Source organism: Streptomyces sp. bgisy159, from assembly GCF_057707805.1.
The window spans coordinates 1-19,315 of record NZ_JBYIQX010000034.1 but is presented as its reverse complement, the minus strand read 5'-3'; the positions used below and the strand labels follow the sequence as shown (position 1 = coordinate 19,315).

The window sequence follows — 19,315 nt, the reverse complement described above, 5'->3', positions numbered from 1 at the left end:
GCGCCCGGGGGCTGTCGGCCAGCCCGTCAGCGGTCGTCTGCGTCACGTGCCGCCGACCGTTCTGCCGGGAATACGGCGTGTCCGTCGTGGCGGGCCAGCTCTTTCGTCAGGTCCTGCAGCTCCGAGCGGATCCAGTCGCGGGTCGCCACCTCACCCAGGCCCACCCGCAGGGAGGCGATCTCCCGGGTCAGGTACTCGGTGTCGGCGATGGACCGCTCGTTCTGCTTCCGGTCCTGTTCCAGGTTGACCCGGTCCCGGTCGTCCTGCCGGTTCTGCGCGAGCAGGATCAGCGGGGCGGCGTAGGACGCCTGCAGGGAAAGGGCCAGCGTCAGGAAGATGAACGGGTACTCGTCGAAGCGCAGGTCGTGCGGCGCGGCGATGTTCCACAGCACCCACACGATGATCACGACCGTCATCCAGACCAGGAACCGCCCGGTCCCGATGAAGCGCGCGATGCGCTCCGAGAGCCGCCCGAAGGCCTCGGGGTCGTACTCCGGCAGGAACCGCCGCCGGGGCGGCATGGGCTGGTCCAGGCGGGCGCGCGGGCGCGTGGCGGCGGTGGCGCCGACGGGCGCGCGGTCACGGGCCGGGCCCGCGTGCGCGCGGCCCTCGCGGATGCCGTCGCGTTCAGGTGCCATGGGCCGCGCCCCCCGCCTCGTCGACCTCCAGGTGGAACTCCGTCTCCCGCCAGTCGTCCGGCAGCATGTGGTCCAGGACGTCGTCCACGGTGACCACGCCCAGCAGCGACCCCGCCTCGTCCACGACGGGCACCGCGACCATGTCGTACGTCGCGAAGAGCCCGGCGACCACCGACAGCGGCGCCTCCGGGTCGAGGGGCTGCAGGTCGTCGTCGATGATCGAGCCGACCAGCGTGTACGGCGGGTCGCGCAGCAGCCGCTGGAAGTGCACCGTGCCGAGGTACTTGCCGGTCGGCGTCTCGTCGGGCGGGCGGCAGACGTACACCTGCGCGGCGAGCGCGGGGGACAGGTCGGGGTTGCGGACCCGGGCCAGCGCGTCGGCGACGGTCGCGTCCGGCCGCAGCACGACCGGCTCGGTGGTCATCAGACCGCCCGCCGTGTGCTCCTCGTACGACATCAGCCGGCGCATGTCGGCCGCGTCGGAGGGCTGCATCAGGCTCAGCAGCCGCTCCTGGTCCTGCTCGGGGAGTTCGCCGAGCAGGTCGGCGGCGTCGTCGGGGTCCATCGCCTCCAGGACGTCCGCCGCGCGCTCCTCCTTCAGCTTGCCGAGGATCTCGATCTGGTCGTCCTCGGGGAGCTCCTCCAGCACGTCCGCGAGGCGGTCGTCGTCGAGGGCGGCGGCGACCTCCGCGCGGCGTTTGGCCGACAGGTGGTGCAGCACGTTGGCGAGGTCGGCGGGGCGCAGTTGCTCGAAGGTGGCGAGCAGGCTCTCGGCGCCCTGCCCGTGCTCCTCCAGGGAGAACCCGGTCACGGCCGTCCACTCGACGGTCAGCGCCTCGCCCTTGGCGCGCCGGAACGCGCCGGCCTTCTTGCCCTTGCGGACGAAGACCCGGTCGATCTCCCAGTCCCGGCGGGCCGGCAGCTGCTGCACCGACAAGTCGAGGACGGTGACCTCCTCGCCGGTCTCGACCAGGGTGACCCGGCGGTCCAGCAGCTCGCCGAAGACGAGGCGCTCGGTGGGCCGCTGCTCGAAGCGGCGCACGTTGAGCACCCCGGTGGTGAGCACCTGGCCGGACTGCACGCCGGTCACCCGGGTCATCGGCAGGAAGATGCGGCGGCGGGTGGCGAGCTCCACCACCAGACCGAGCAGACGGGGCGGTCGGCGGCCGACGCGCAGCATGACGACCAGATCGCGGACCCGGCCCACCTGGTCGCCGTTGGGGTCGAAGACGGCGACACCGGAGAGGTGCGAGACGAAGATCCGGGGGGCGCCGGCTGCCATGGCGAAGTGTCCCTTTCGGTGTCCTTCTCGGGTTCGTTTCGGTGTCCGACGGGTTCGGCGGTGCTGCGTTCCTGTTCCGGAATGCCCGTTGCCGCGGGCTTCAGGCTAGCCCGTCCGTATCGGCTCCGCCCTGGTGAGCGGTCCGGACGGACTGACTCCGTTCCGGATCTCCGATCCCGGTACGCTGCCGTACGCCGTTCAGGACACCCCCGCAGAAAGGCAGCCCTCTTCGTGACTGCGATGCCCCAGGGTCGTACGCGTCGGACCGCACTGCTGGGCGCCGTGTGCGCGCTGGTCGTGACGGGACTCGGGCTGACGGGGTGCAGCGAGGATCCGGACGCGGGCACCAACGGGGTCGGCAAGCTGCCCCCCGAGCAGATCCAGCAGCGCACCAGGGCGGCGGCCTCCTCGGTGAACGCGGTGCGCCTCGCGGGAACGGTGGCCGCCGGCGGGCGCACCTACGAGCTGGACATGCGCCTGAAGGCGGACGGCGGCAGCGGCTCGGTCACCGCGGAGGGCGCCACCTTCCATCTGCTGCGGATCGGCGAGCAGCTCTACCTGAAGGCCGACGCGGACTTCTGGAGCCACGGCGACGACGGCGACGACGCCAAGGACGGTGAGGGCGGCTCGGACGCGGCGGCGGCCGACAAGCTCGGCGGCAAGTACGTGAAGGTGCCGTCCGGCGATCCGGCGTACAAGAAGTTCAGCGGTCTCACCGACAAGAACGTCCTGCTGGACGGCCTTCTCACGCTGCACGGCAAGCTGTCGACGGACGGCCACCACGAGCAGGCCGGCGTCCGCACCATCCGCATCACCGGCGGCGACGGCTCGGGTGGCACCCTGGACGTCTCCCTTGAGGGCCGGCCGTACCCGCTGCGCCTGGTCCGCGCGGGCGGCGCCGGCACGCTCACCTTCTCCGCCTGGGGCCAGGACTTCGCCCTGGAGGAACCGCCGGAGAAGGAGACCGTGGACTACGGCAAGCGGCTCCCGACGTCCTGACGGCCGCTACCGGCGGCGGCGCTTCCTCAGCAGGAGCCGGGGCAGGCCCGCGGGGGCCGGTTCCCGCGTCGTCGCCGCGGACGGCACCGGACGGGCCGCGAGGTCCCCGTCCGGCAGCGGCAGCGTCGTACCCGTCGGCTCCAGCCGCAGCACCCGGCACTCACGCGCCCAGCGCTCGGTCATCGCCTCACCGTCGGGCGCGTTCAGACGCTTGCCCTTGAGCTCGGCGACCGCCGCCTCCCACGCCTCCCCGCCCGGGGCGAGCTGGACGGCGCGCGCGGTCCAGGAGACCAGCCGGCCGCCCTTGTCCTTGCTGCGGACGGTGACCTCGACCGCCGCCCCGTCGACCAGCCCGGGCAGCGGCTGCTCGCCCGGCCCGTCGCCCACCACGCAGGCCGCTCCCTCGTGCCACACGTGCCACAGCGCACGCGCGGCCGGGGCGCCGTCCGCCGAGACCCAGATGAGCCCGGACTTCTTGCTGGCCTCCTCGACGAGGGCCTGGTCGAGCAGCTCGCTAGTCATGGCATCACCCTAGTGCCGCGCCACCAGCGGGGCTCTCACAGCCAGCCGTTGCGCTTCAGGGTGCGGTGGATGCCCACACAGATGACGACCGTCACCCCGAGGACCAGCGGATACCCGAACTTCCACCGCAGCTCCGGCATGTACTCGAAGTTCATCCCGTACACCCCGCACACCATGGTCGGCACGGCGATGATGGCCGCCCACGACGTGATCTTGCGCATGTCCTCGTTCTGGGCGACGGAGGCCTGCGCGAGGTTGGCCTGCAGGATGGAGTTCAGCAGCTCGTCGAAACCCATGACCTGCTCGTGCACGCGCGCGACGTGGTCGGCGACGTCCCGGAAGTACTTCTGGATGTCGGGGTCGATCAGCCGCATCGGCCGCTCGCTCAGCAGCTGCATGGGCCGCAGCAGCGGCGACACCGCCCGCTTGAACTCCAGGATCTCCCGCTTGAGCTGGTAGATCCGGCCCGCGTCGGTACCCCGCGGGGTGCCCTTGCGGCCCGGCGAGAAGACCTCGGTCTCCACGTCGTCGATGTCGTCCTGCAGTGCGTCGGCGACCGCGATGTACCCGTCCACGACGTGGTCGGCGATGGCGTGCAGCACCGCCGACGGGCCCTTGGCGAGCAGCTCGGGGTCGTCCTGGAGGCGGTGGCGCAGGGCGCGCAGCGAGCCCTGGCCGCCGTGCCGCACGGTGATGAAGAAGTCCCGCCCGGTGAAGCACATGACCTCGCCGGTCTCCAGGACCTCGCTGCTGGCGGTCAGCTCGTCGTGCTCGACGTAGTGCACGGTCTTGAACACGGTGAACAGGGAGTCGTCGTAGCGCTCCAGCTTCGGCCGCTGGTGGGCCTGTACGGCGTCCTCCACGGCGAGCGGGTGCAGCCCGAACTCCCCGGCGATGCCGGCGAACTCGGCCTCGGTGGGCTCGTGCAGCCCGATCCAGACGAACCCGCCGTCGCGGCGCACCCGGCGCATCGCCTCGTGCGGGGTGAGCGGGGTGTCGGTCTGCACCCGGGCGCCGTCCTGGTACACGGCGCAGTCGACCACGGCCGAGGACGCCGTGCCGTCGCGGACCGGCTCGTACGGAGCGTCGTAGCCGCCCGCCCCGTGGTGCTTGCGCAGGACGGGGCGGGACGGGCGGACGACGGCACGCAGGTCGCGGATCATCGACATGGCAGGGCTCCTTCGCGACGAGCAAAGAAAGTCCGCCACGACGGCTGGAACTGCCCGGAATGGGGACGTCCTGACACCGGAGGTTTGGCACGTCCACAAAGCGGGGAGCACCGCACCGTCGCGGTGGCGAGCTTCGCTACTGACTGAGATCAGGCAAGACGAAACGAAGTGCTCTTCCGGATGAAGGTGAACGCGAGAGGCAGAACGCCAGAGCAAGAGCAGCTGAACAGCTGATTCAGCGGCCGGAAGAGCGAGTGGTACTGCACGGTCGACTTCGATCCATGGCAGCCCCACCTCCTCCGGCCGGTCCCTCGTAAGGGAGTTCCTTCGGCGTCGGGGCTGATACGCGACGCAGATGCGTGCTGCCCCGAACCACCGGGCAACAGTATCAGCCGACTGAACTGTCAAGGCGCCGCTTTGCCGCGTGCTGACGAGTTCTATGCTCGCCGCATGGCTGATGTTCTTCCTCTGGTCGAGGCCCGGTTGCGCTCGGCGCTCGGCGAGCCGGACGCGCGTGCCGCGGTCACCTTCCTCGGCGCCGACCGTGTCGAGGTGCTCCGTTTCCACGAGGGCGACATCGTGCGCTACGCCACCCTCGGCATGTCCGCGCAGCCGATGAACGACCCCACGGCGATGGTCGCCGACCCGTTCAAGGGCCCGCGCGCCGAGCTGGTGCTGTCCGTGCGCACCGGCCCCGCCGACACCGACAAGGTCCTCCGGCCGCTCGCCGTCCTCGCCGCGTCCCCGCAGGTCGAGGGTGTGGTGGTGGCCCCCGGCGCCTCGCTCGACGTGGGGGAGCCGCTGTGGCCGGGGGCCGCGTTCACCTCCGTGCTGGTCGCCGAGCCCGGCGGTCTGGTCGAGGACCTGGAACTCGACGAGCCGATGGATCCGGTGCGCTTCCTGCCGCTGCTGCCGATGACCGCCAACGAGGCCGCGTGGAAGCGGGTGCACGGCGCCGAGGCTCTCCAGGAGCGGTGGCTCACCCAGGGCACCGACCTGCGCGACCCGGTCCGCGCGTCCGTCCCGCTGGCCTGAGCCGACGAGGGCCGACGTGAGCAAGCTCACCGGAGACTGCCTCAACAGGTGGCTCACAGGGGGCAGTTGGCGAGCCGCCCGCGCGGGCGGCTCGCCGGTCGCGCCCGCGGACGCGACGCCTTCACCACCGCGCTTCCGGCCGGACGGGTGATCGTCCTTGACGTGGCGGGGCAGGGGTAGGACCGTGGGGCTCTATGAGGGGCGAACCCAGTTGCCCGAAGTGCGGTGGCCGGGTCAGGGCGCCCGGTCTCTTCTCCGACTCCTGGCAGTGCGCCGTGCACGGGACGGTGTATCCGCTGCAGCCCGTGATCCCGCCCAGTGTCGAGGCGCTCAGCGTCGTCGTCGCCAAGACCCAGGTGCCGGTGTGGATGCCGTGGCCCCTGCCGGTCGGCTGGCTCTTCACGGGTGCGGCCTGCGCCGGTGACGACCGCAGCGGCGGCCGGGCGAGCGCCGTCGCCTGCACCGGACCCGGGCCGCTCGGCGGGATGGGCGAGCTGATCCTGGTCGCGGAGGAGCTCGGCGTCGGACTCGGCGCGCGGTACGCCGGCATCGACGGACCGGATCCCGGGCCGTACATGAACGTCGAGAAGCCACCCCAGGTCAAGGTGCTGGCCGCCGGCCGGCCCACCCCGCTGTGGCACGTCGCCGGCTCGCCGGACGACCGCGCGGTGTTCGCGGGGGAGGCGCTGGGGCTGTGGCTCTGGGCGGTCGTGTGGCCCGAACAGTCGGGACTGCTGATGTACGACGAACTGGTGCTGGCGGACCTGCGGGAGGCGGGGGCCGAGGTGGAACTGGTGCCCTGCGGAGCCTTGTCGCCGCGGCTGTTGGAGCCGTGACCTCGGGGGGAGCGGCACCGCTCGGCGAGAAGGGCTCTGTGAGTCCGTGAGGTGGGCGGGGCTCGGTGAGCACCGCCCGGTGAGCAGGGCCGGGTAAGCCGGTAAGCACGGCTCGGTGAGCACGCGGCTGTGAGAAGGGCTGCGGGGGCGGGGCGCCGGGGCGGCGGGTCTTTGGGGGCCGGGTGCTTGAGGGGCCGCTGCTTGAAGGCCGGGTGCCCGAGGGCTGGGAGCCTGGAACGGGGGGCATGCCGGGTGCCGAGGGTCGAGGGACGAGTGCCGAGCGCTGTCCCGGCCCCAGGAGGGCGTCGGCGCTGCCGTTATGCTGGAGCGTCCCCTTCCGTCCGGAACCGCCTGGAGTTGCGTCGTGCGTATCGATCTGCACACCCACTCCACCGCCTCCGACGGTACGGATTCCCCCGCCGAGCTGGTGCGCAACGCCGCCGCTGCCGGGCTGGACGTCGTCGCGCTGACCGACCACGACACCACGCGCGGGCACGCCGAGGCCGTCGCCGCGCTGCCGGCCGGGCTGACGCTGGTGACCGGGGCCGAGCTGTCCTGCCGGATCGACGGCATCAGCATGCACATGCTGGCGTACCTCTTCGACCCCGAGGAGCCCGCGCTGCTCGCGGAGCGGGAGCTGGTGCGCGACGACCGGGTGCCCCGGGCCAAGGGCATGATCGCGAAGCTGCGGGCGCTGGGTGTGCCCGTGACCTGGGAGCAGGTCGCGCGGATCGCGGGGGACGGATCGGTCGGCCGCCCGCATGTCGCGACCGCGCTGGTCGAGCTCGGCGTCGTGGCGACGGTGAGCGACGCGTTCACCGCGGACTGGCTGGCGGACGGCGGCCGGGCCTACGTGGAGAAGCACGAGACGGATCCGTTCGAGGCGATCCGGCTGGTGAAGGCCGCGGGTGGGGTGACCGTGTTCGCGCACCCGGGCGCCGACAAGCGCGGCCGTACGGTGCCGGAGACCGCGATCGCCGAGATGGCCGCCGCCGGACTGGACGGCATCGAGGTCGACCACATGGACCACGAACCCGACACCCGGGCCCGGCTGCGTGGTCTCGCCAAGGAACTGGGACTGCTGACGACCGGGTCCAGCGACTACCACGGCAGCCGCAAGACGTGCCGGCTCGGCGACTACACCACCGATCCCGAGGTGTACGGCGAGATCACGCGGCGGGCGACCGGGGCCTTCCCGGTGCCGGGGGCCGGCGGGGCCTGAGGGCTCCACCCCGCGCTCACCCCACCTCCGTACGTTTCATATCTCCGCAAGGCACTCATGTTCGACGTCGCCGTTTTCGGCTCTCTGTTTCTGACCCTTTTTGTCATCATGGATCCCCCCGGGATCACCCCGATCTTCCTCGCGCTGACCGCCGGGCGGCCCGGCAAGACGCAGCGGCGGATGGCCCTGCAGGCCGTGTGCGTGGCCGGCGGTGTGATCACCGTGTTCGGGCTGCTCGGCCACCAGATCCTCGACTACCTGCACGTGTCCGTGCCGGCGCTGATGATCGCCGGTGGGCTGCTCCTCCTGCTCATCGCGCTGGATCTGCTCACCGGCAAGACCGACGAGCCGCAGCAGACCAAGGACGTGAACGTGGCCCTCGTGCCGCTGGGCATGCCGCTGCTGGCCGGCCCCGGTGCCATCGTCTCGGTCATCCTGGCCGTCCAGAAGGCCGACTCGGTCTCCACACAGGTGTCGGTGTGGGCGGCGATCCTCGCGATCCACGTCGTGCTGTGGCTGGTCATGCGGTACTCGCTGCTGATCATCCGGGTCATCAAGGACGGTGGTGTGGTGCTGGTGACGCGGCTCGCGGGCATGATGCTCTCGGCGATCGCCGTTCAGCAGATCATCAACGGGGTGACCCAGGTGATCCAGGGGGCGTGACCGGCACCCGTGCGGCACGGAGCCCCCGTACGGTCATCCATGCCGTACGGGGGCTCCGTGCTGCTGCGGGGCGTGTTCGCGTCTGCTGCGGGGTGTGTTCGCGTCTGTTACGAGGCCGGGCCGGCGGCCGGGCGGATCCAGAGGCGCTGCCCGGTGGCGGCGGCCTGCTGCACGATCCCGTTGACGGAGGCGGCGTCCACGACGGTGCTGTCCACGGGCGTGCCGTCGACATCGTCGAGTCGCATGATCTCGAAGCGCACAGCTTCTCCCTTCGTCTCGATGGCGTTGTACAACCGAGTTAACAGACTCCGTGTTACAAACATTCCCTACGCTAAAGAAATTTTTCGAACGGCTAAATACTGACCGGTAAGAGGCTCGTCGGGGCGCCTCGCCGGGACGGATCGGGATCGGTTGTGTTCGCAGCGTGACCGCCGGGACAATGGAGACGATGAACGACGACCTCGCGGCCCTCGCCGCCCGCATCGACCACACCAACGAACTGCTGACCCGCATGCTCGCCGAGGTGGCCAAGACCCCCTCGACCCATGCGATCTTCGTCGACGCGGGATACCTCTACGCGGCCGCCGGACGGCTGGTCGCCGGCACCGAGGACCGGCGCGCCTTCGACCTGGACGCCGAGGGCCTGATCGAGGCGCTCATCGACCGGGCCCGCTCGATCTTCGCCGACAGCCGGCTGCTGCGGGTCTACTGGTACGACGGCGCCCGCCGCCGCATCCACACCGCCGAGCAGCAGTCCATCGCCGAGCTGCCCGACGTCAAGGTGCGCCTCGGCAACCTCAACGCCAACAACCAGCAGAAGGGCGTCGACTCCCTGATCCGCACCGACCTGGAGTCCCTCGCCCGCCACCGCGCCATCAGCGACGCGGCCCTCCTCGGCGGCGACGAGGACCTGGTCTCGGCGGTCGAGGCGGCCCAGGGCTACGGAGCCCGGGTGCACCTCTGGGGCATCGAGGCCCCCGAGGGCCGCAACCAGGCCGAGCCGCTGCTCTGGGAGGTCGACAGCCAGCGCACCCTCGACCTCGACTTCTTCAAGCCCTACGTCACCCGCCGCACCCCGGCCGCCTACGAGGCCTCGGGGGCCCGGCCGACCCGGGACGACGTACGGTTCGCGGGCGCGCAGATCGCCGCCAAGTGGCTGGCGGCGCGGGGCCGCGACTCCGTCGGGGAACTGCTGCCCGGCCACCCCTATCTGCCGGGGTCCGTCGACCAGGATCTGCTGGTGGAGGCGGAGGCCATCCTGCAGTACTCGCTGCGCGGCCAGGCCGAGCTGCGGCGCGCCCTGCGGGACGGGTTCTGGGAGCACCTGCGCACGCAGTACTAGCGGACCCGGCCGGTGGGCCCGCCGCGGAAGTACCCCGGCCCGACACCTGTCAGGCGCCGTGCCCGCGGGGATCCCGGTGCCCGTCCCAGAAGCCGGCGAGGGCGGCGGCGGTCGGCAGGGGGCGGTCCAGGTTGGGGGAGTGCTCTGCGCCCGGTACGACCGTACGGTGGGCTCCGAGCCGCGCCGCCATCTCGTCCAGGAGCGGCACCGGCCAGGTGTCGTCCCGGGAACCCGACAGCACGTGGAAGGGCAGCGGAAGCGCTGCCAGCGCGCCGACCCGGTCCGGCTCGTGGCACAACTGACGGCCCGTGGCCAGGAGTTGTGCCGGGCTGTGGGCCAGCCAGCGGCGGCGCAGCAGCCCCGGCCCGCCGAAACCCCGGGCCGGGCCGCCGACTTCCTCCGGTGGGCCCATCGCCGTGATCGCTTCCCACACCTCCGCCATCGTCAGCACCGCCAGCGCGTCGTGCAGCAGCTTCACCCGGTGCTGCTGGGCATCGGAAATCGCAGCCGGGCCCGACGACATGAGGGTCAGCGAACGGAACGGGGTGTGGTCGAGGAGGACGGCCGCCCGGGCGATGTGACCGCCGAGGGAGTGCCCGACCAGGTGCACCGGCATGCCCAGCGCGGCAGCCTGCGCCAGCACGTCCCGCGCCAACTCGTCCTGTGCGTAAGGCGTCTCGTCGTCCACCGGCCCGGGTGACTCGTTCTGCCCGCGCCCGTCCACGGCGATCGTGCGGTAGCCGCGCGCCGCGAGGGGCTCGTGCAGCAGGTGGAAGTCCTCCTTGCTGCCCGTGAACCCGGGCAGCAGCATCACCACGCCCCGCTGCGCCGTACCCGCGTCCACGACGGCGAAGGCACCGCGCGTGGTGCGCAGGGGGTAGGCGCGGGCGCCCTGGGGCGGAGGGAAGGCGGGGGGTTCTGTCACGGGGGGAGGGTACCGGCTCGGCCGCGGGCCGCCCGGGCCGGGCGCCGGGCCGGGCGCCGGGCCGGGAGCCGGGTTCGGGAAGACGCCGACGGCCCGGCCCCGTGGTGTACGGGTCCGGGCCGTCGGCCGGTGCCGGTCGGTCAGCCTTCGGCGGGCGCCTCGACCGTCGCCACGGCCTTGCGCGTACGCCGGGCCTTCGGCTTCGCCTCGGTCGCGTCGGCGCCCTGGGCGCCCTCGGCGGGAGCCTCCGCGGCAGCCGCGGTCTTCCGTGTGCGACGCGGCTTGGGAACCACGCCCTCGGCCGTTTCCGTGGCGGTTTCGGCGGCCTTGGTGGCGGCGGTTTTGCGGGTGCGGCGGGGTTTGGCCTCGGTGGGCTCGGCGGGGGTGTCCGCTGCGGTTTCGGTGGTTTCGGCCGTCTTGGTGGCGGTGGTCTTGCGGGTGCGGCGGGGTTTGGTTTCCGTGCCTTCCGCTGTGTCGACGGCGGTTTCGGCGGCCTTGGTGGCCGCGGCCTTCCGGGTCCGGCGCGGCTTGGCCTCCTCGGCCGGGACTTCCGCCTCGGGGGCCGTCACCGTCTCCGCCGCAGGGGCGGTCGCCGTCGGCTCCGCGCTCCGGCGGGTGCGGCGGCGCGACTTCGCCGGGGTCTCCGCCGGGGCCACGACCGCCTCGGCGGACTCCGTGGGCTGCGCGGCCACGGCCGGGGTGTCCAGCGCCGGACCCTCGGCGGTCGCCACCGCGGCCTCCGCGGACGCCTGGACACCGGTGCCCTCGGGCGCCGTGGCCGCCGTCGCGGCGGAGGCGGCGAGCGGGGCGCCGTTGCGGGTGCGGCGACGGCGGCGCGGGGTACGCGGGGCGGCCGCGTCCTCGGTCACCGCGGCCGGCTCGGCCGCGGGGCCGGCGGCAGCCGGCTGGGCCGAGCCCGACGTCGCGTCGAGGGGGGCGCCGCCGCGTGTACGACGGCGGCGGCGTGGCGTACGGGCGGCCGGGCGCTCGCGCTCGGCGGTGCGGGACTCGTCCCGCCCGCCGCGGCCACGCCGGTCACCGCGGCTCCGGCCGCCCGGCTCGCCCAGGTCCTCCAGCTCCTCCGCGTCCAGCCCGGCGCGAGTGCGCTCGGCGCGCGGCAGGACACCCTTGGTGCCGGCCGGGATACCGAGTTCCTCGAAGAGGTGCGGGGAGGTCGAGTACGTCTCCACCGGGTCGTTGAAGCCCAGTTCCAGCGCCTTGTTGATCAGCTGCCAGCGCGGGATGTCGTCCCAGTCGACGAACGTGATCGCCGTACCCTTCGCGCCCGCGCGGCCCGTACGGCCGACGCGGTGCAGGTAGGTCTTCTCGTCCTCGGGGGACTGGTAGTTGATGACGTGGGTCACGCCTTCGACGTCGATGCCGCGGGCGGCGACGTCGGTGCAGACGAGGACGTCCACCTTGCCGTTGCGGAAGGCCCGCAGCGCCTGCTCGCGGGCGCCCTGGCCGAGGTCGCCGTGGACCGCGCCGGAGGCGAAGCCGCGGCGCTCCAGCTGCTCGGCGATGTCGGCGGCCGTGCGCTTGGTGCGGCAGAAGATCATCGCCAGTCCGCGGCCCTCGGCCTGCAGGATGCGGGCGACCATCTCCGGCTTGTCCATGGAGTGCGCGCGGTACACGAACTGCTTGATGTTCGCGACGGTCGCGCCCTCGTCGTCCGGTGCCGTGGCGCGGATGTGGGTGGGCTGGGACATGTACCGGCGCGCGAGGCCGATGACCGCGCCCGGCATGGTGGCCGAGAACAGCATGGTCTGCCGCCGGGCCGGGAGCATGTCGATGATCTTCTCGACGTCGGGCAGGAAGCCGAGGTCCAGCATCTCGTCGGCCTCGTCGAGGACGAGGCACTTGACGTGCTTCAGGTCGAGCTTCTTCTGGCCTGCCAGGTCGAGGAGCCGGCCCGGGGTGCCGACGACCACGTCGACGCCCTTCTTCAGGGCCTCGACCTGCGGCTCGTAGGCCCGGCCGCCGTAGATCGCGGTGACGCGTACATTGCGCGCCTTGCCCGCGGTGAGCAGGTCGTTGGTGACCTGCGTGCACAGCTCGCGGGTGGGGACGACGACGAGCGCCTGCGGGGCCTCGGTGAGCTGCTCGGGCTCGGCGCGGCCGGCCTCCACGTCGGCGGGGACGGTCACGCGCTCCAGGAGCGGCAGACCGAAGCCGAGGGTCTTGCCGGTGCCGGTCTTGGCCTGGCCGATGACGTCCGTGCCCGAGAGGGCGACGGGGAGGGTCATCTCCTGGATGGGGAAGGGGGTGATGATGCCGACGGCTTCGAGGGCCTCGGCGGTCTCGGGGAGGATTCCGAGATCTCTGAACGTGGTAGTCAGGGTGCTGCCTCTTCTGTGTGGCGCGGTGCGAGGCGAGCGCGGGGGTCGTTGACGGACCGTGCCGGGGACGTCGGCTGCCTTACGGACGACCCACTGGGGCAAGCCGTATGACACGGGACCTCTGCCGACGCTCTAGCGCTCTCACCGCTGAGGGTTCCCTCTGGCCCCCGCACGCGATGTGCCGTACGGACCAGGAGGGCTGTCGGGTCGGAGCCGATCGGGCCACCGACCGGGCATCCTCATACGTGCGGCCTGTCGAGGTACGGCGCGTACATGAAGTGCCGTCGTACCAGCAGGCGCATTACCACCATACCCCGGAATCGCGCACACGCGATGACCGATTCGGTCACGTAGTGGTTGTCACATCGCCGCACGGCTTCCCGTCCCGCTCCGCGCCCGGTCGCGCGGCGGGTCTGCCGGCCGGTCCTGTGCGTCGTCGTGGTCACACTGATTGACCAGGGACTTCCACCGTCCGGTGAGCGGGCTATTGTGCGCTGCATGACCACCTCTGACAAGCCCGAGAACGCCGAGTCCCCCGCCGACCCCGCCACCGGTATCGCCGCCCAGGACTGGACCGCGGCCTCCGCCGACCCGCAGTACCGTGCCGCCGTGGTGGACCTGCTCGGGGCTCTCGCGTACGGCGAGCTGGCCGCCTTCGAGCGGCTCGCGGAGGACGCCAAGCTGGCGCCGACCCTGGCGGACAAGGCGGAGCTGGCCAAGATGGCGTCCGCCGAGTTCCACCACTTCGAGCGGCTGCGGGACCGGCTCACGGAGATCGGGTCGGAGCCGACGGAGGCCATGGAGCCGTTCGTCGCGGCGCTGGACGGGTTCCACCGGCAGACGGCGCCCTCGGACTGGCTGGAGGGCCTGGTCAAGGCGTATGTCGGCGACTCGATCGCCAGCGACTTCTACCGAGAGGTCGCGGTCCGGCTGGACTCCGACACCCGGGCGCTGGTGCTCGCCGTGCTCGACGACACCGGGCACGCCGGTTTCGCCGTCGAGCGGGTGCGGGCGGCCATCGAAGCGGACCCGCGCGTGGGCGGACGGCTCGCGCTGTGGGCGCGTCGGCTGATGGGCGAGGCGCTGTCGCAGTCGCAGCGGGTGGTCGCGGACCGGGACGCGCTGTCGACGATGCTGGTCGGCGGAGTGGCCGACGGGTTCGATCTCGCCGAGGTCGGCAAGATGTTCTCCCGGATCACGGAAGCGCACACCAAGCGGATGGCCGCGCTGGGCCTGGCGGCCTAGGGCCTTTCGCGACAGGCCGCGGCGCCCCCACGGGCGGGCCGGCTGCCGCACAGCGGCGGAGCTGCTGTCTTCCGGACGAGGGTGCGGTCTACGCCGTCGCTGATCGGCGCAGACGGCGCCCCGCCGGGCGCAGCAGCAGCGAGAGCGAGGCGGCCGAGACCACCGTCGCACCCACCAGGACGAGGACGATGCTGCCCGACTCCAGCGCGCTGTCCATGAGGAAGGCGCCGAACAGGGCTCCGGCGACACCGGTCGCCAGGACCAGGGTGCGGGCGGGCAACCGGTGGGACAGGCGGTGGATCGCCGCCCAGGCGAGGACGATGCCGAGCACAGCGGAGCCTAGCGCTTCCAAGATCATGCGGGTCCCTCCCAGACGGCCGGGCTGTGCGTCGAGTCGTAGCCCGTCATACCCGTGACCTGCGAAATGCAATCCTCCCGAGGAGGCCCGATGTGCTCCGTCCGTGGTGAGGGTGCGGCGGTGACGTGGTGACACCGTGTCGATCGTGTGACGGGCGTGGGACGGGCGTGGGACGGGCGTGGGACGGGAGGCGCGGACGGATCGGAAGGGCCGCACGGACTGGACGGGCCGGGAAGGGCCGAAGGAGCCGAAAGGCCGGAGGGGTCAGGTGACGCGACGTCACCTGACCCCTCCGGTCGTGCTGATCGTGCTGTCGGCTACAGCGCGCCGAAGCCCACCTTGCGCGGGGCCGGCTCGCCCAGCTCCACGTACGCGAGGCGGTCCGCCGGGACCAGGACCTTGCGGCCGTGCTCGTCCACGAGGGTGAGCAGCTGCGACTTGCCGGCCAGTGCCTCGGCCACCACGCGCTCGACCTCCTCGGCAGTCTGACCGCTCTCCAGAACGATCTCGCGGGGCGCGTGCTGCACGCCGATCTTGACCTCCACGGCTATGTCCCTCCGACGGTCACTGCGGTGCGCGGGCGTCCGCGCCGTACGCTGCACACATTAGCCCGGTGAGGGGACGTACACGGCGCGGCCGTCCACGCCAGGAGCGAACACCGGCCGGGAACAAACCCGGGAGCAAACACGCGTGCGGGGCGAACCCCCGTGTGCCGGAACACCGGCCGGGAACGGACCCGGGTGGGGACGAACCCGCCCGATCGTCCGGACGCCCAGGCCGGCTCCTCGGATCGCGTACCGCTCGACGCCGCTCGAGAGCGCCCGACCGCTCAGTGCTGCTCGGCCCCGTGCAGCGGGAAGCCGGCGATACCGCGCCAGGCGAGCGAGGCCAGCAGTTGCACCGCCTCGTCGCGCGGGACGCTGCGGTCGCTGTGCAGCCAGGAGCGGGCCACCACCTGGGCCAGGCCGCCCAGGCCGGAGGCGAGCAGCATGGACTCCGCGCGGGACAGGCCGGTGTCCTCGGCGATGACGTCGCAGATCGCCTCGGCGCACTCGTTCGTCACCTTGTCGACGCGTTCGCGCACGGCGGGCTCGTTCGTCAGGTCCGACTCGAAGACCAGGCGGAACGCGCCGCCGTCGTCCTCCACGTACGCGAAATAGGCGTCCATGGTCGCCCGGACGCGCTGCTTGTTGTCGGTCGTCGACGCGAGCGCGTTGCGCACGGACTGGATCAGCGACTCGCAGTGCTGGTCCAGCAGGGCGAGATACAGGTCGAGCTTGCCGGGGAAGTGCTGGTAGAGCACCGGCTTGCTGACACCGGCGCGCTCGGCGATGTCATCCATCGCGGCGGCGTGGTAGCCCTGCGCCACGAAGACCTCCTGGGCCGCGCCCAGGAGCTGGTTCCGTCGGGCACGGCGCGGCAGGCGCGTACCCCTCGGGCGTGCCGCCTCTGTCTGCTCGATGGCTGTCACGCCGCCTCCCAAAGTCGTCCACAGTCGTCCACATGCGGTGTGCCGCTGCGCCCGCCATCGTACTTTTCGGTAACCGCTGTGTGCGCAGTGCGAGCGCAGAATTTCACGGACCGGACAGGCGGAACAGTCGTGCAAAACGTTTCAAACGGGGGCGGCCCGGGCATGATGAGCCGATTTCCGGTCTCCTGCGGGTCAGCGCCGTCGGCTCGGGCAACCGTCTTCAGCGGTAGTCGTCCTCGTCCAGGGAGACGATCCGCGCCTGTTCGACGAGATCGGCCTCGTTGGCGGTGGCCGGGTCGACGCCCTCCAGCGGGTCGTCCCGGTCGGGTGTCACATCGGCGTGCTGCTCGGCAGCGTCGTTCTCCGGGGCCTCCACGTCGTACTCGTCCGGCGTCTCCGTGTCGAGCTGCTCGAAGGTCTCGGGATCGGTGGGGTCGACGGCCATCATGGGCTCCCTTCCTACGGACGTCCCTGTGAACAAGCAGGGGCCACACGCGGGTGCCCTGTGACACGAGCCTAGGAGAACCGGGTTCCGTATGCCACGTCGTGCGGGTACGTTCTGTGACACCGAACACGTGAACCCCGACGTGATCGTCTCGTAACATTGCCGCATGTCTTCGACCGAGCTGCCGTCCGTGCCGCCCACCAGTGTGCTCCCGAAGGCGGTGCCCGTCCGGGTCGCGGAGGGTGAGCGGCTCAGGTCCGTGGGGCTTCCGGGGGCCACCCTGACGGTCAGGTCGAGACCGGCGACGCGCGAGGGCCTGGAGCCCGCGCTGTACGTGCACGGGCTCGGCGGCTCCTCGCAGAACTGGTCCGCGCTGATGGCGTTGCTCGACGGCGTCGTCGAGAGCGAGGCGGTCGACCTGCCCGGCTTCGGCGACTCCCCGCCACCGGACGACGGCGACTACTCCGTCACCGCGCACGCGCGCGCTGTGATCCGCTATCTCGACTCCTCCGGCCGCGGCCCCGTCCACCTGCTCGGCAACTCGCTCGGCGGGGCCGTCTCGACGCGCGTGGCCGCCGTACGGCCCGACCTCGTGCGGACCCTGACCCTCGTCTCGCCGGCCCTGCCGGAGTTGCGGGTCCAGCGCAGCGCCGTGCCGACGGGACTGCTCAGCCTCCCGGGTGCGGCCACCCTGTTCAGCCGGCTGACCCGGGAGTGGACGGCCGAGCAGCGGGTGCGCGGCGTCCTCGGGCTCTGCTACGGCGAGCCCGGGCGGGTGTCCGAGGAGGCGTTCCGCCACGCGGTGGAGGAGATGGAGCGGCGGCTGCGGCTGCCGTACTTCTGGGACGCGATGACCCGTTCCGCGCGCGGGCTCGTCAACGCGTACACGCTCGGCGGTCAGCACGGGCTGTGGCGCCAGGCCGAGCGCGTCCTCGCGCCGACCCTGCTGGTCTACGGCGGCCGCGACCAGCTGGTCGGCTTCCGCATGGCCCAGCGCGCCGCCCGCGCCTTCCGCGACTCCCGGCTGCTGACACTGCCGTCCGCCGGGCACGTGGCGATGATGGAGTACCCGGACACGGTCGCGACCGCGGTCCGCGAACTCCTCGCGACGACGACCGTCCAGGGGAGCTGAGGCGACAGGTGGGACGCCACAGCCGACGGGGACCCGCACCGAAGCGCGGTGCGGAGGGCGACAACAGGAGGGGAACGGGGGCCGCCGACAGTGGGGGCAGCACCGCCCACGGCGGTGTCGGCCGCGGGGATGGTGGCCCCGCGCAGGCCCAGGGCGACGTCTGGTACGGGCAGGGCCCGCCGGCTCAGGGCGAGGCCTGGTACGGGCAGGGCGGCTCGCTTGCCCCGGGTGAGGGCTGGTACGGGGACGGCACCCCGGCTCAGGGAGTGCCGCGCTTTCCGGAGGGCACACCCGCGCACGGCGTCCCCCGGGTCCGGGGAGGGCACCCCGAGCAGCGGGAGGCCGGCGGGGGCTGGGGTGAGGTGAACGGTGCCGCGCCGGCCGGTGACGGTACCCGGGCGGCGGTACCGCGGCAGCGGCCGGGCCACGGGTCCGGGCCGCGCCCGGAGTACCTCGACGCCTTCGACGAGTACGACGACGTGTTCCGCGCCCGGCATCCGGCCGCCGTCGGCGTCGGCACGGGGGCCGGACCCGGCACGGGGGCCGGACCCGCGACCGGAAGGATCCCGCGCCCCTCCGTCACCGACCGGCACGCACCCCCCGTTTCGCCCGGTGACGCGGACGACGAGGACGACGCGCCGCCCACCGGCGATCCGGCCTCCGCGCGCGGCGGCAGGGGCCGTACCTTCACCGGCATCGCGGCTGCTGCCGTCACCACCGTGCTCGCCGTGGTCGTGGCCGGACAGGTCACGGACGGCGCGGAGGCGGGCGACGAGCCGGCGCAGGCCGCGTCCGGGCAGGCCCGGGACGCCCGGGACCCGGCCTCGCGCGCCGACGACCGGCCCAGTGCCTCGGCACCGGCTTCCCCGACCCCCTTGACGTACGAGCAGAAACTCGGCACCAAGTTCGCGCTGAACCCCGCACTCCAGGGCTCGGGGAAGTTCGCCGCGGTCCCGGGGATCGCCAAGGGGCCGGAGAAGGGCCGGAAGTACACGTACCGGGTGGACGTCGAGCAAGGGCTCGGCCTCGACGCGGAGCTGTTCGCGCAGGCCGTCCAGAAGACGCTCAACGACGACCGAAGCTGGGCGCACAACGGCGCCCGCACCTTCGAGCGCGTCCACAGTGGCCGGCCGGACTTCATCATCACGCTCGCCAGCCCCGGCACCACTGCGGACTGGTGCGAGAAGTCGGGGCTGGACACGACCGAGGACAACGTCTCCTGCGACTCGGCCGCCACCGACCGCGTGATGATCAACGCCTACCGGTGGGCCCAGGGATCCGAGACGTACGGGGACGACATCCGCGGCTACCGCGAGATGCTCATCAACCACGAGATCGGCCACCGGCTCGGCTACGGCCATGTGAACTGCGACAAGAACGGCGAGTTGGCTCCGGTCATGCAGCAGCAGACCAAGTTCCTCGACCACGACGGCATCCACTGCCTGCCCAACCCGTGGCCCTACCCCGGTGGCGGATGATCGCCGGCTGAGCGGCTGCGGCTTAGCGGTGGCGGCTGAGCGGGGGCCGACCGGGCGCCCGCCCAACGTGTGAGAGCCGTCACGTTTCGTGTACGGACCATGTCCTAGCGCGACAGAACGCGACCCGCACCCGAAAGTTACGGCCGTTCACCCCTTCCGGTGGGGGGGGGGGGGGGGGGGGGGGGGGGGGGGGGGGGGGGGGGGGGGGGGGGGG

General features: G+C 72.4%; 20 protein-coding genes. 9 read left to right on the top strand and 11 right to left on the bottom strand.

Annotated elements, in window-relative coordinates:
- Positions 1-26: 26 nt before the first annotated feature.
- Complete coding sequence (locus AC3ET3_RS26690) at positions 27-638, bottom strand: DUF1003 domain-containing protein (RefSeq protein WP_432138732.1); 612 nt, start codon at positions 636-638, stop codon at positions 27-29.
- Positions 628-1,920 carry a magnesium transporter MgtE N-terminal domain-containing protein gene (locus tag AC3ET3_RS26685; protein ID WP_432138733.1) on the bottom strand — a complete coding sequence of 431 codons (1,293 nt, stop codon included), beginning with the start codon at positions 1,918-1,920 and terminating at the stop codon, positions 628-630. The genes AC3ET3_RS26690 and AC3ET3_RS26685 overlap by 11 nt, the downstream gene beginning before the upstream one ends.
- 231 nt (positions 1,921-2,151) lie before the next feature.
- On the opposite strand from AC3ET3_RS26685, the gene AC3ET3_RS26680 reads away from it, so the two are divergent.
- Positions 2,152-2,919: a hypothetical protein gene (locus AC3ET3_RS26680; protein ID WP_432138734.1), complete on the top strand. Its 768-nt coding sequence runs from the start codon at positions 2,152-2,154 to the stop codon at positions 2,917-2,919.
- A 6-nt stretch (positions 2,920-2,925) separates the two neighbouring features.
- Here AC3ET3_RS26680 and AC3ET3_RS26675 read toward each other — a convergent pair whose 3' ends face one another.
- Both AC3ET3_RS26675 and AC3ET3_RS26670 read right to left on the bottom strand, forming a co-directional pair.
- On the bottom strand, positions 2,926-3,441 hold the full coding sequence (locus tag AC3ET3_RS26675) for a hypothetical protein (RefSeq protein WP_432138735.1): 516 nt from the start codon (positions 3,439-3,441) through the stop codon (positions 2,926-2,928).
- 35 nt (positions 3,442-3,476) lie between these two features.
- Positions 3,477-4,610 (bottom strand): magnesium and cobalt transport protein CorA, encoded by a 1,134-nt coding sequence (locus AC3ET3_RS26670; protein WP_432138736.1) that lies wholly within the window; start codon positions 4,608-4,610, stop codon positions 3,477-3,479.
- Between the two features lie 450 nt (positions 4,611-5,060).
- Between AC3ET3_RS26670 and AC3ET3_RS26665 the strand changes: the two genes are divergently transcribed.
- From AC3ET3_RS26665 to AC3ET3_RS26650, 4 genes are all read left to right on the top strand, one after another.
- Positions 5,061-5,645 (top strand): suppressor of fused domain protein, encoded by a 585-nt coding sequence (locus AC3ET3_RS26665; RefSeq protein ID WP_432138737.1) that lies wholly within the window; start codon positions 5,061-5,063, stop codon positions 5,643-5,645.
- A 194-nt stretch (positions 5,646-5,839) separates the two neighbouring features.
- Positions 5,840-6,481, top strand: a complete 642-nt coding sequence (locus AC3ET3_RS26660) for a DUF6758 family protein (protein ID WP_432138738.1) — start codon at positions 5,840-5,842, stop codon at positions 6,479-6,481.
- A gap of 364 nt (positions 6,482-6,845) precedes the next feature.
- Positions 6,846-7,703 (top strand): PHP domain-containing protein, encoded by an 858-nt coding sequence (locus AC3ET3_RS26655; protein ID WP_435613018.1) that lies wholly within the window; start codon positions 6,846-6,848, stop codon positions 7,701-7,703.
- Between the two features lie 57 nt (positions 7,704-7,760).
- On the top strand, positions 7,761-8,366 hold the full coding sequence (locus AC3ET3_RS26650; RefSeq protein ID WP_432138740.1) for a MarC family protein: 606 nt from the start codon (positions 7,761-7,763) through the stop codon (positions 8,364-8,366).
- Positions 8,367-8,473: 107 nt separating this feature from the next.
- Here the strand turns inward: AC3ET3_RS26650 and AC3ET3_RS26645 are convergent, their stop codons facing one another.
- On the bottom strand, positions 8,474-8,626 hold the full coding sequence (locus AC3ET3_RS26645) for a hypothetical protein (protein ID WP_432138741.1): 153 nt from the start codon (positions 8,624-8,626) through the stop codon (positions 8,474-8,476).
- A gap of 188 nt (positions 8,627-8,814) precedes the next feature.
- Here AC3ET3_RS26645 and AC3ET3_RS26640 point away from each other — a divergent pair, with 188 nt between their 5' ends.
- A complete protein-coding gene (locus tag AC3ET3_RS26640; RefSeq protein ID WP_432138742.1) occupies positions 8,815-9,708 on the top strand; it encodes an NYN domain-containing protein in 894 nt (297 codons plus the stop codon).
- Between the two features lie 49 nt (positions 9,709-9,757).
- On the opposite strand, the gene AC3ET3_RS26635 is transcribed toward AC3ET3_RS26640, so the two are convergent.
- Both AC3ET3_RS26635 and AC3ET3_RS26630 read right to left on the bottom strand, forming a co-directional pair.
- Positions 9,758-10,633, bottom strand: a complete 876-nt coding sequence (locus AC3ET3_RS26635) for an alpha/beta fold hydrolase (RefSeq protein ID WP_432138743.1) — start codon at positions 10,631-10,633, stop codon at positions 9,758-9,760.
- A 140-nt stretch (positions 10,634-10,773) separates the two neighbouring features.
- On the bottom strand, positions 10,774-12,879 hold the full coding sequence (locus tag AC3ET3_RS26630; protein ID WP_435613017.1) for a DEAD/DEAH box helicase: 2,106 nt from the start codon (positions 12,877-12,879) through the stop codon (positions 10,774-10,776).
- 582 nt (positions 12,880-13,461) lie between these two features.
- Between AC3ET3_RS26630 and AC3ET3_RS26625 the strand changes: the two genes are divergently transcribed.
- Complete coding sequence (locus AC3ET3_RS26625; RefSeq protein WP_432140098.1) at positions 13,462-14,217, top strand: ferritin-like fold-containing protein; 756 nt, start codon at positions 13,462-13,464, stop codon at positions 14,215-14,217.
- An 88-nt stretch (positions 14,218-14,305) separates the two neighbouring features.
- Here AC3ET3_RS26625 and AC3ET3_RS26620 read toward each other — a convergent pair whose 3' ends face one another.
- The 4 genes from AC3ET3_RS26620 to AC3ET3_RS26605 all read right to left on the bottom strand — a co-directional run bounded on the left by AC3ET3_RS26620 (position 14,306) and on the right by AC3ET3_RS26605 (position 16,491).
- The gene (locus AC3ET3_RS26620; RefSeq protein ID WP_432140093.1) at positions 14,306-14,575 is read right to left on the bottom strand and encodes a hypothetical protein; all 270 of its coding nucleotides are present in this window, start codon (positions 14,573-14,575) and stop codon (positions 14,306-14,308) included.
- Positions 14,576-14,892: 317 nt separating this feature from the next.
- Complete coding sequence (locus AC3ET3_RS26615) at positions 14,893-15,120, bottom strand: DUF3107 domain-containing protein (RefSeq protein WP_432140094.1); 228 nt, start codon at positions 15,118-15,120, stop codon at positions 14,893-14,895.
- Between the two features lie 284 nt (positions 15,121-15,404).
- Entirely contained in the window at positions 15,405-16,046 is a 642-nt protein-coding gene (locus AC3ET3_RS26610) for a TetR/AcrR family transcriptional regulator (protein WP_432140095.1), read from the bottom strand.
- 220 nt (positions 16,047-16,266) lie between these two features.
- Entirely contained in the window at positions 16,267-16,491 is a 225-nt protein-coding gene (locus AC3ET3_RS26605; RefSeq protein WP_432140099.1) for a hypothetical protein, read from the bottom strand.
- A 166-nt stretch (positions 16,492-16,657) separates the two neighbouring features.
- Here AC3ET3_RS26605 and AC3ET3_RS26600 point away from each other — a divergent pair, with 166 nt between their 5' ends.
- Together AC3ET3_RS26600 and AC3ET3_RS26595 are read left to right on the top strand one after the other, a co-directional pair.
- The gene (locus AC3ET3_RS26600; RefSeq protein ID WP_432140096.1) at positions 16,658-17,623 is read left to right on the top strand and encodes an alpha/beta fold hydrolase; all 966 of its coding nucleotides are present in this window, start codon (positions 16,658-16,660) and stop codon (positions 17,621-17,623) included.
- Between the two features lie 8 nt (positions 17,624-17,631).
- Positions 17,632-19,101 carry a DUF3152 domain-containing protein gene (locus tag AC3ET3_RS26595; protein ID WP_435613016.1) on the top strand — a complete coding sequence of 490 codons (1,470 nt, stop codon included), beginning with the start codon at positions 17,632-17,634 and terminating at the stop codon, positions 19,099-19,101.
- The last annotated feature ends 214 nt before the right edge of the window (positions 19,102-19,315 follow it).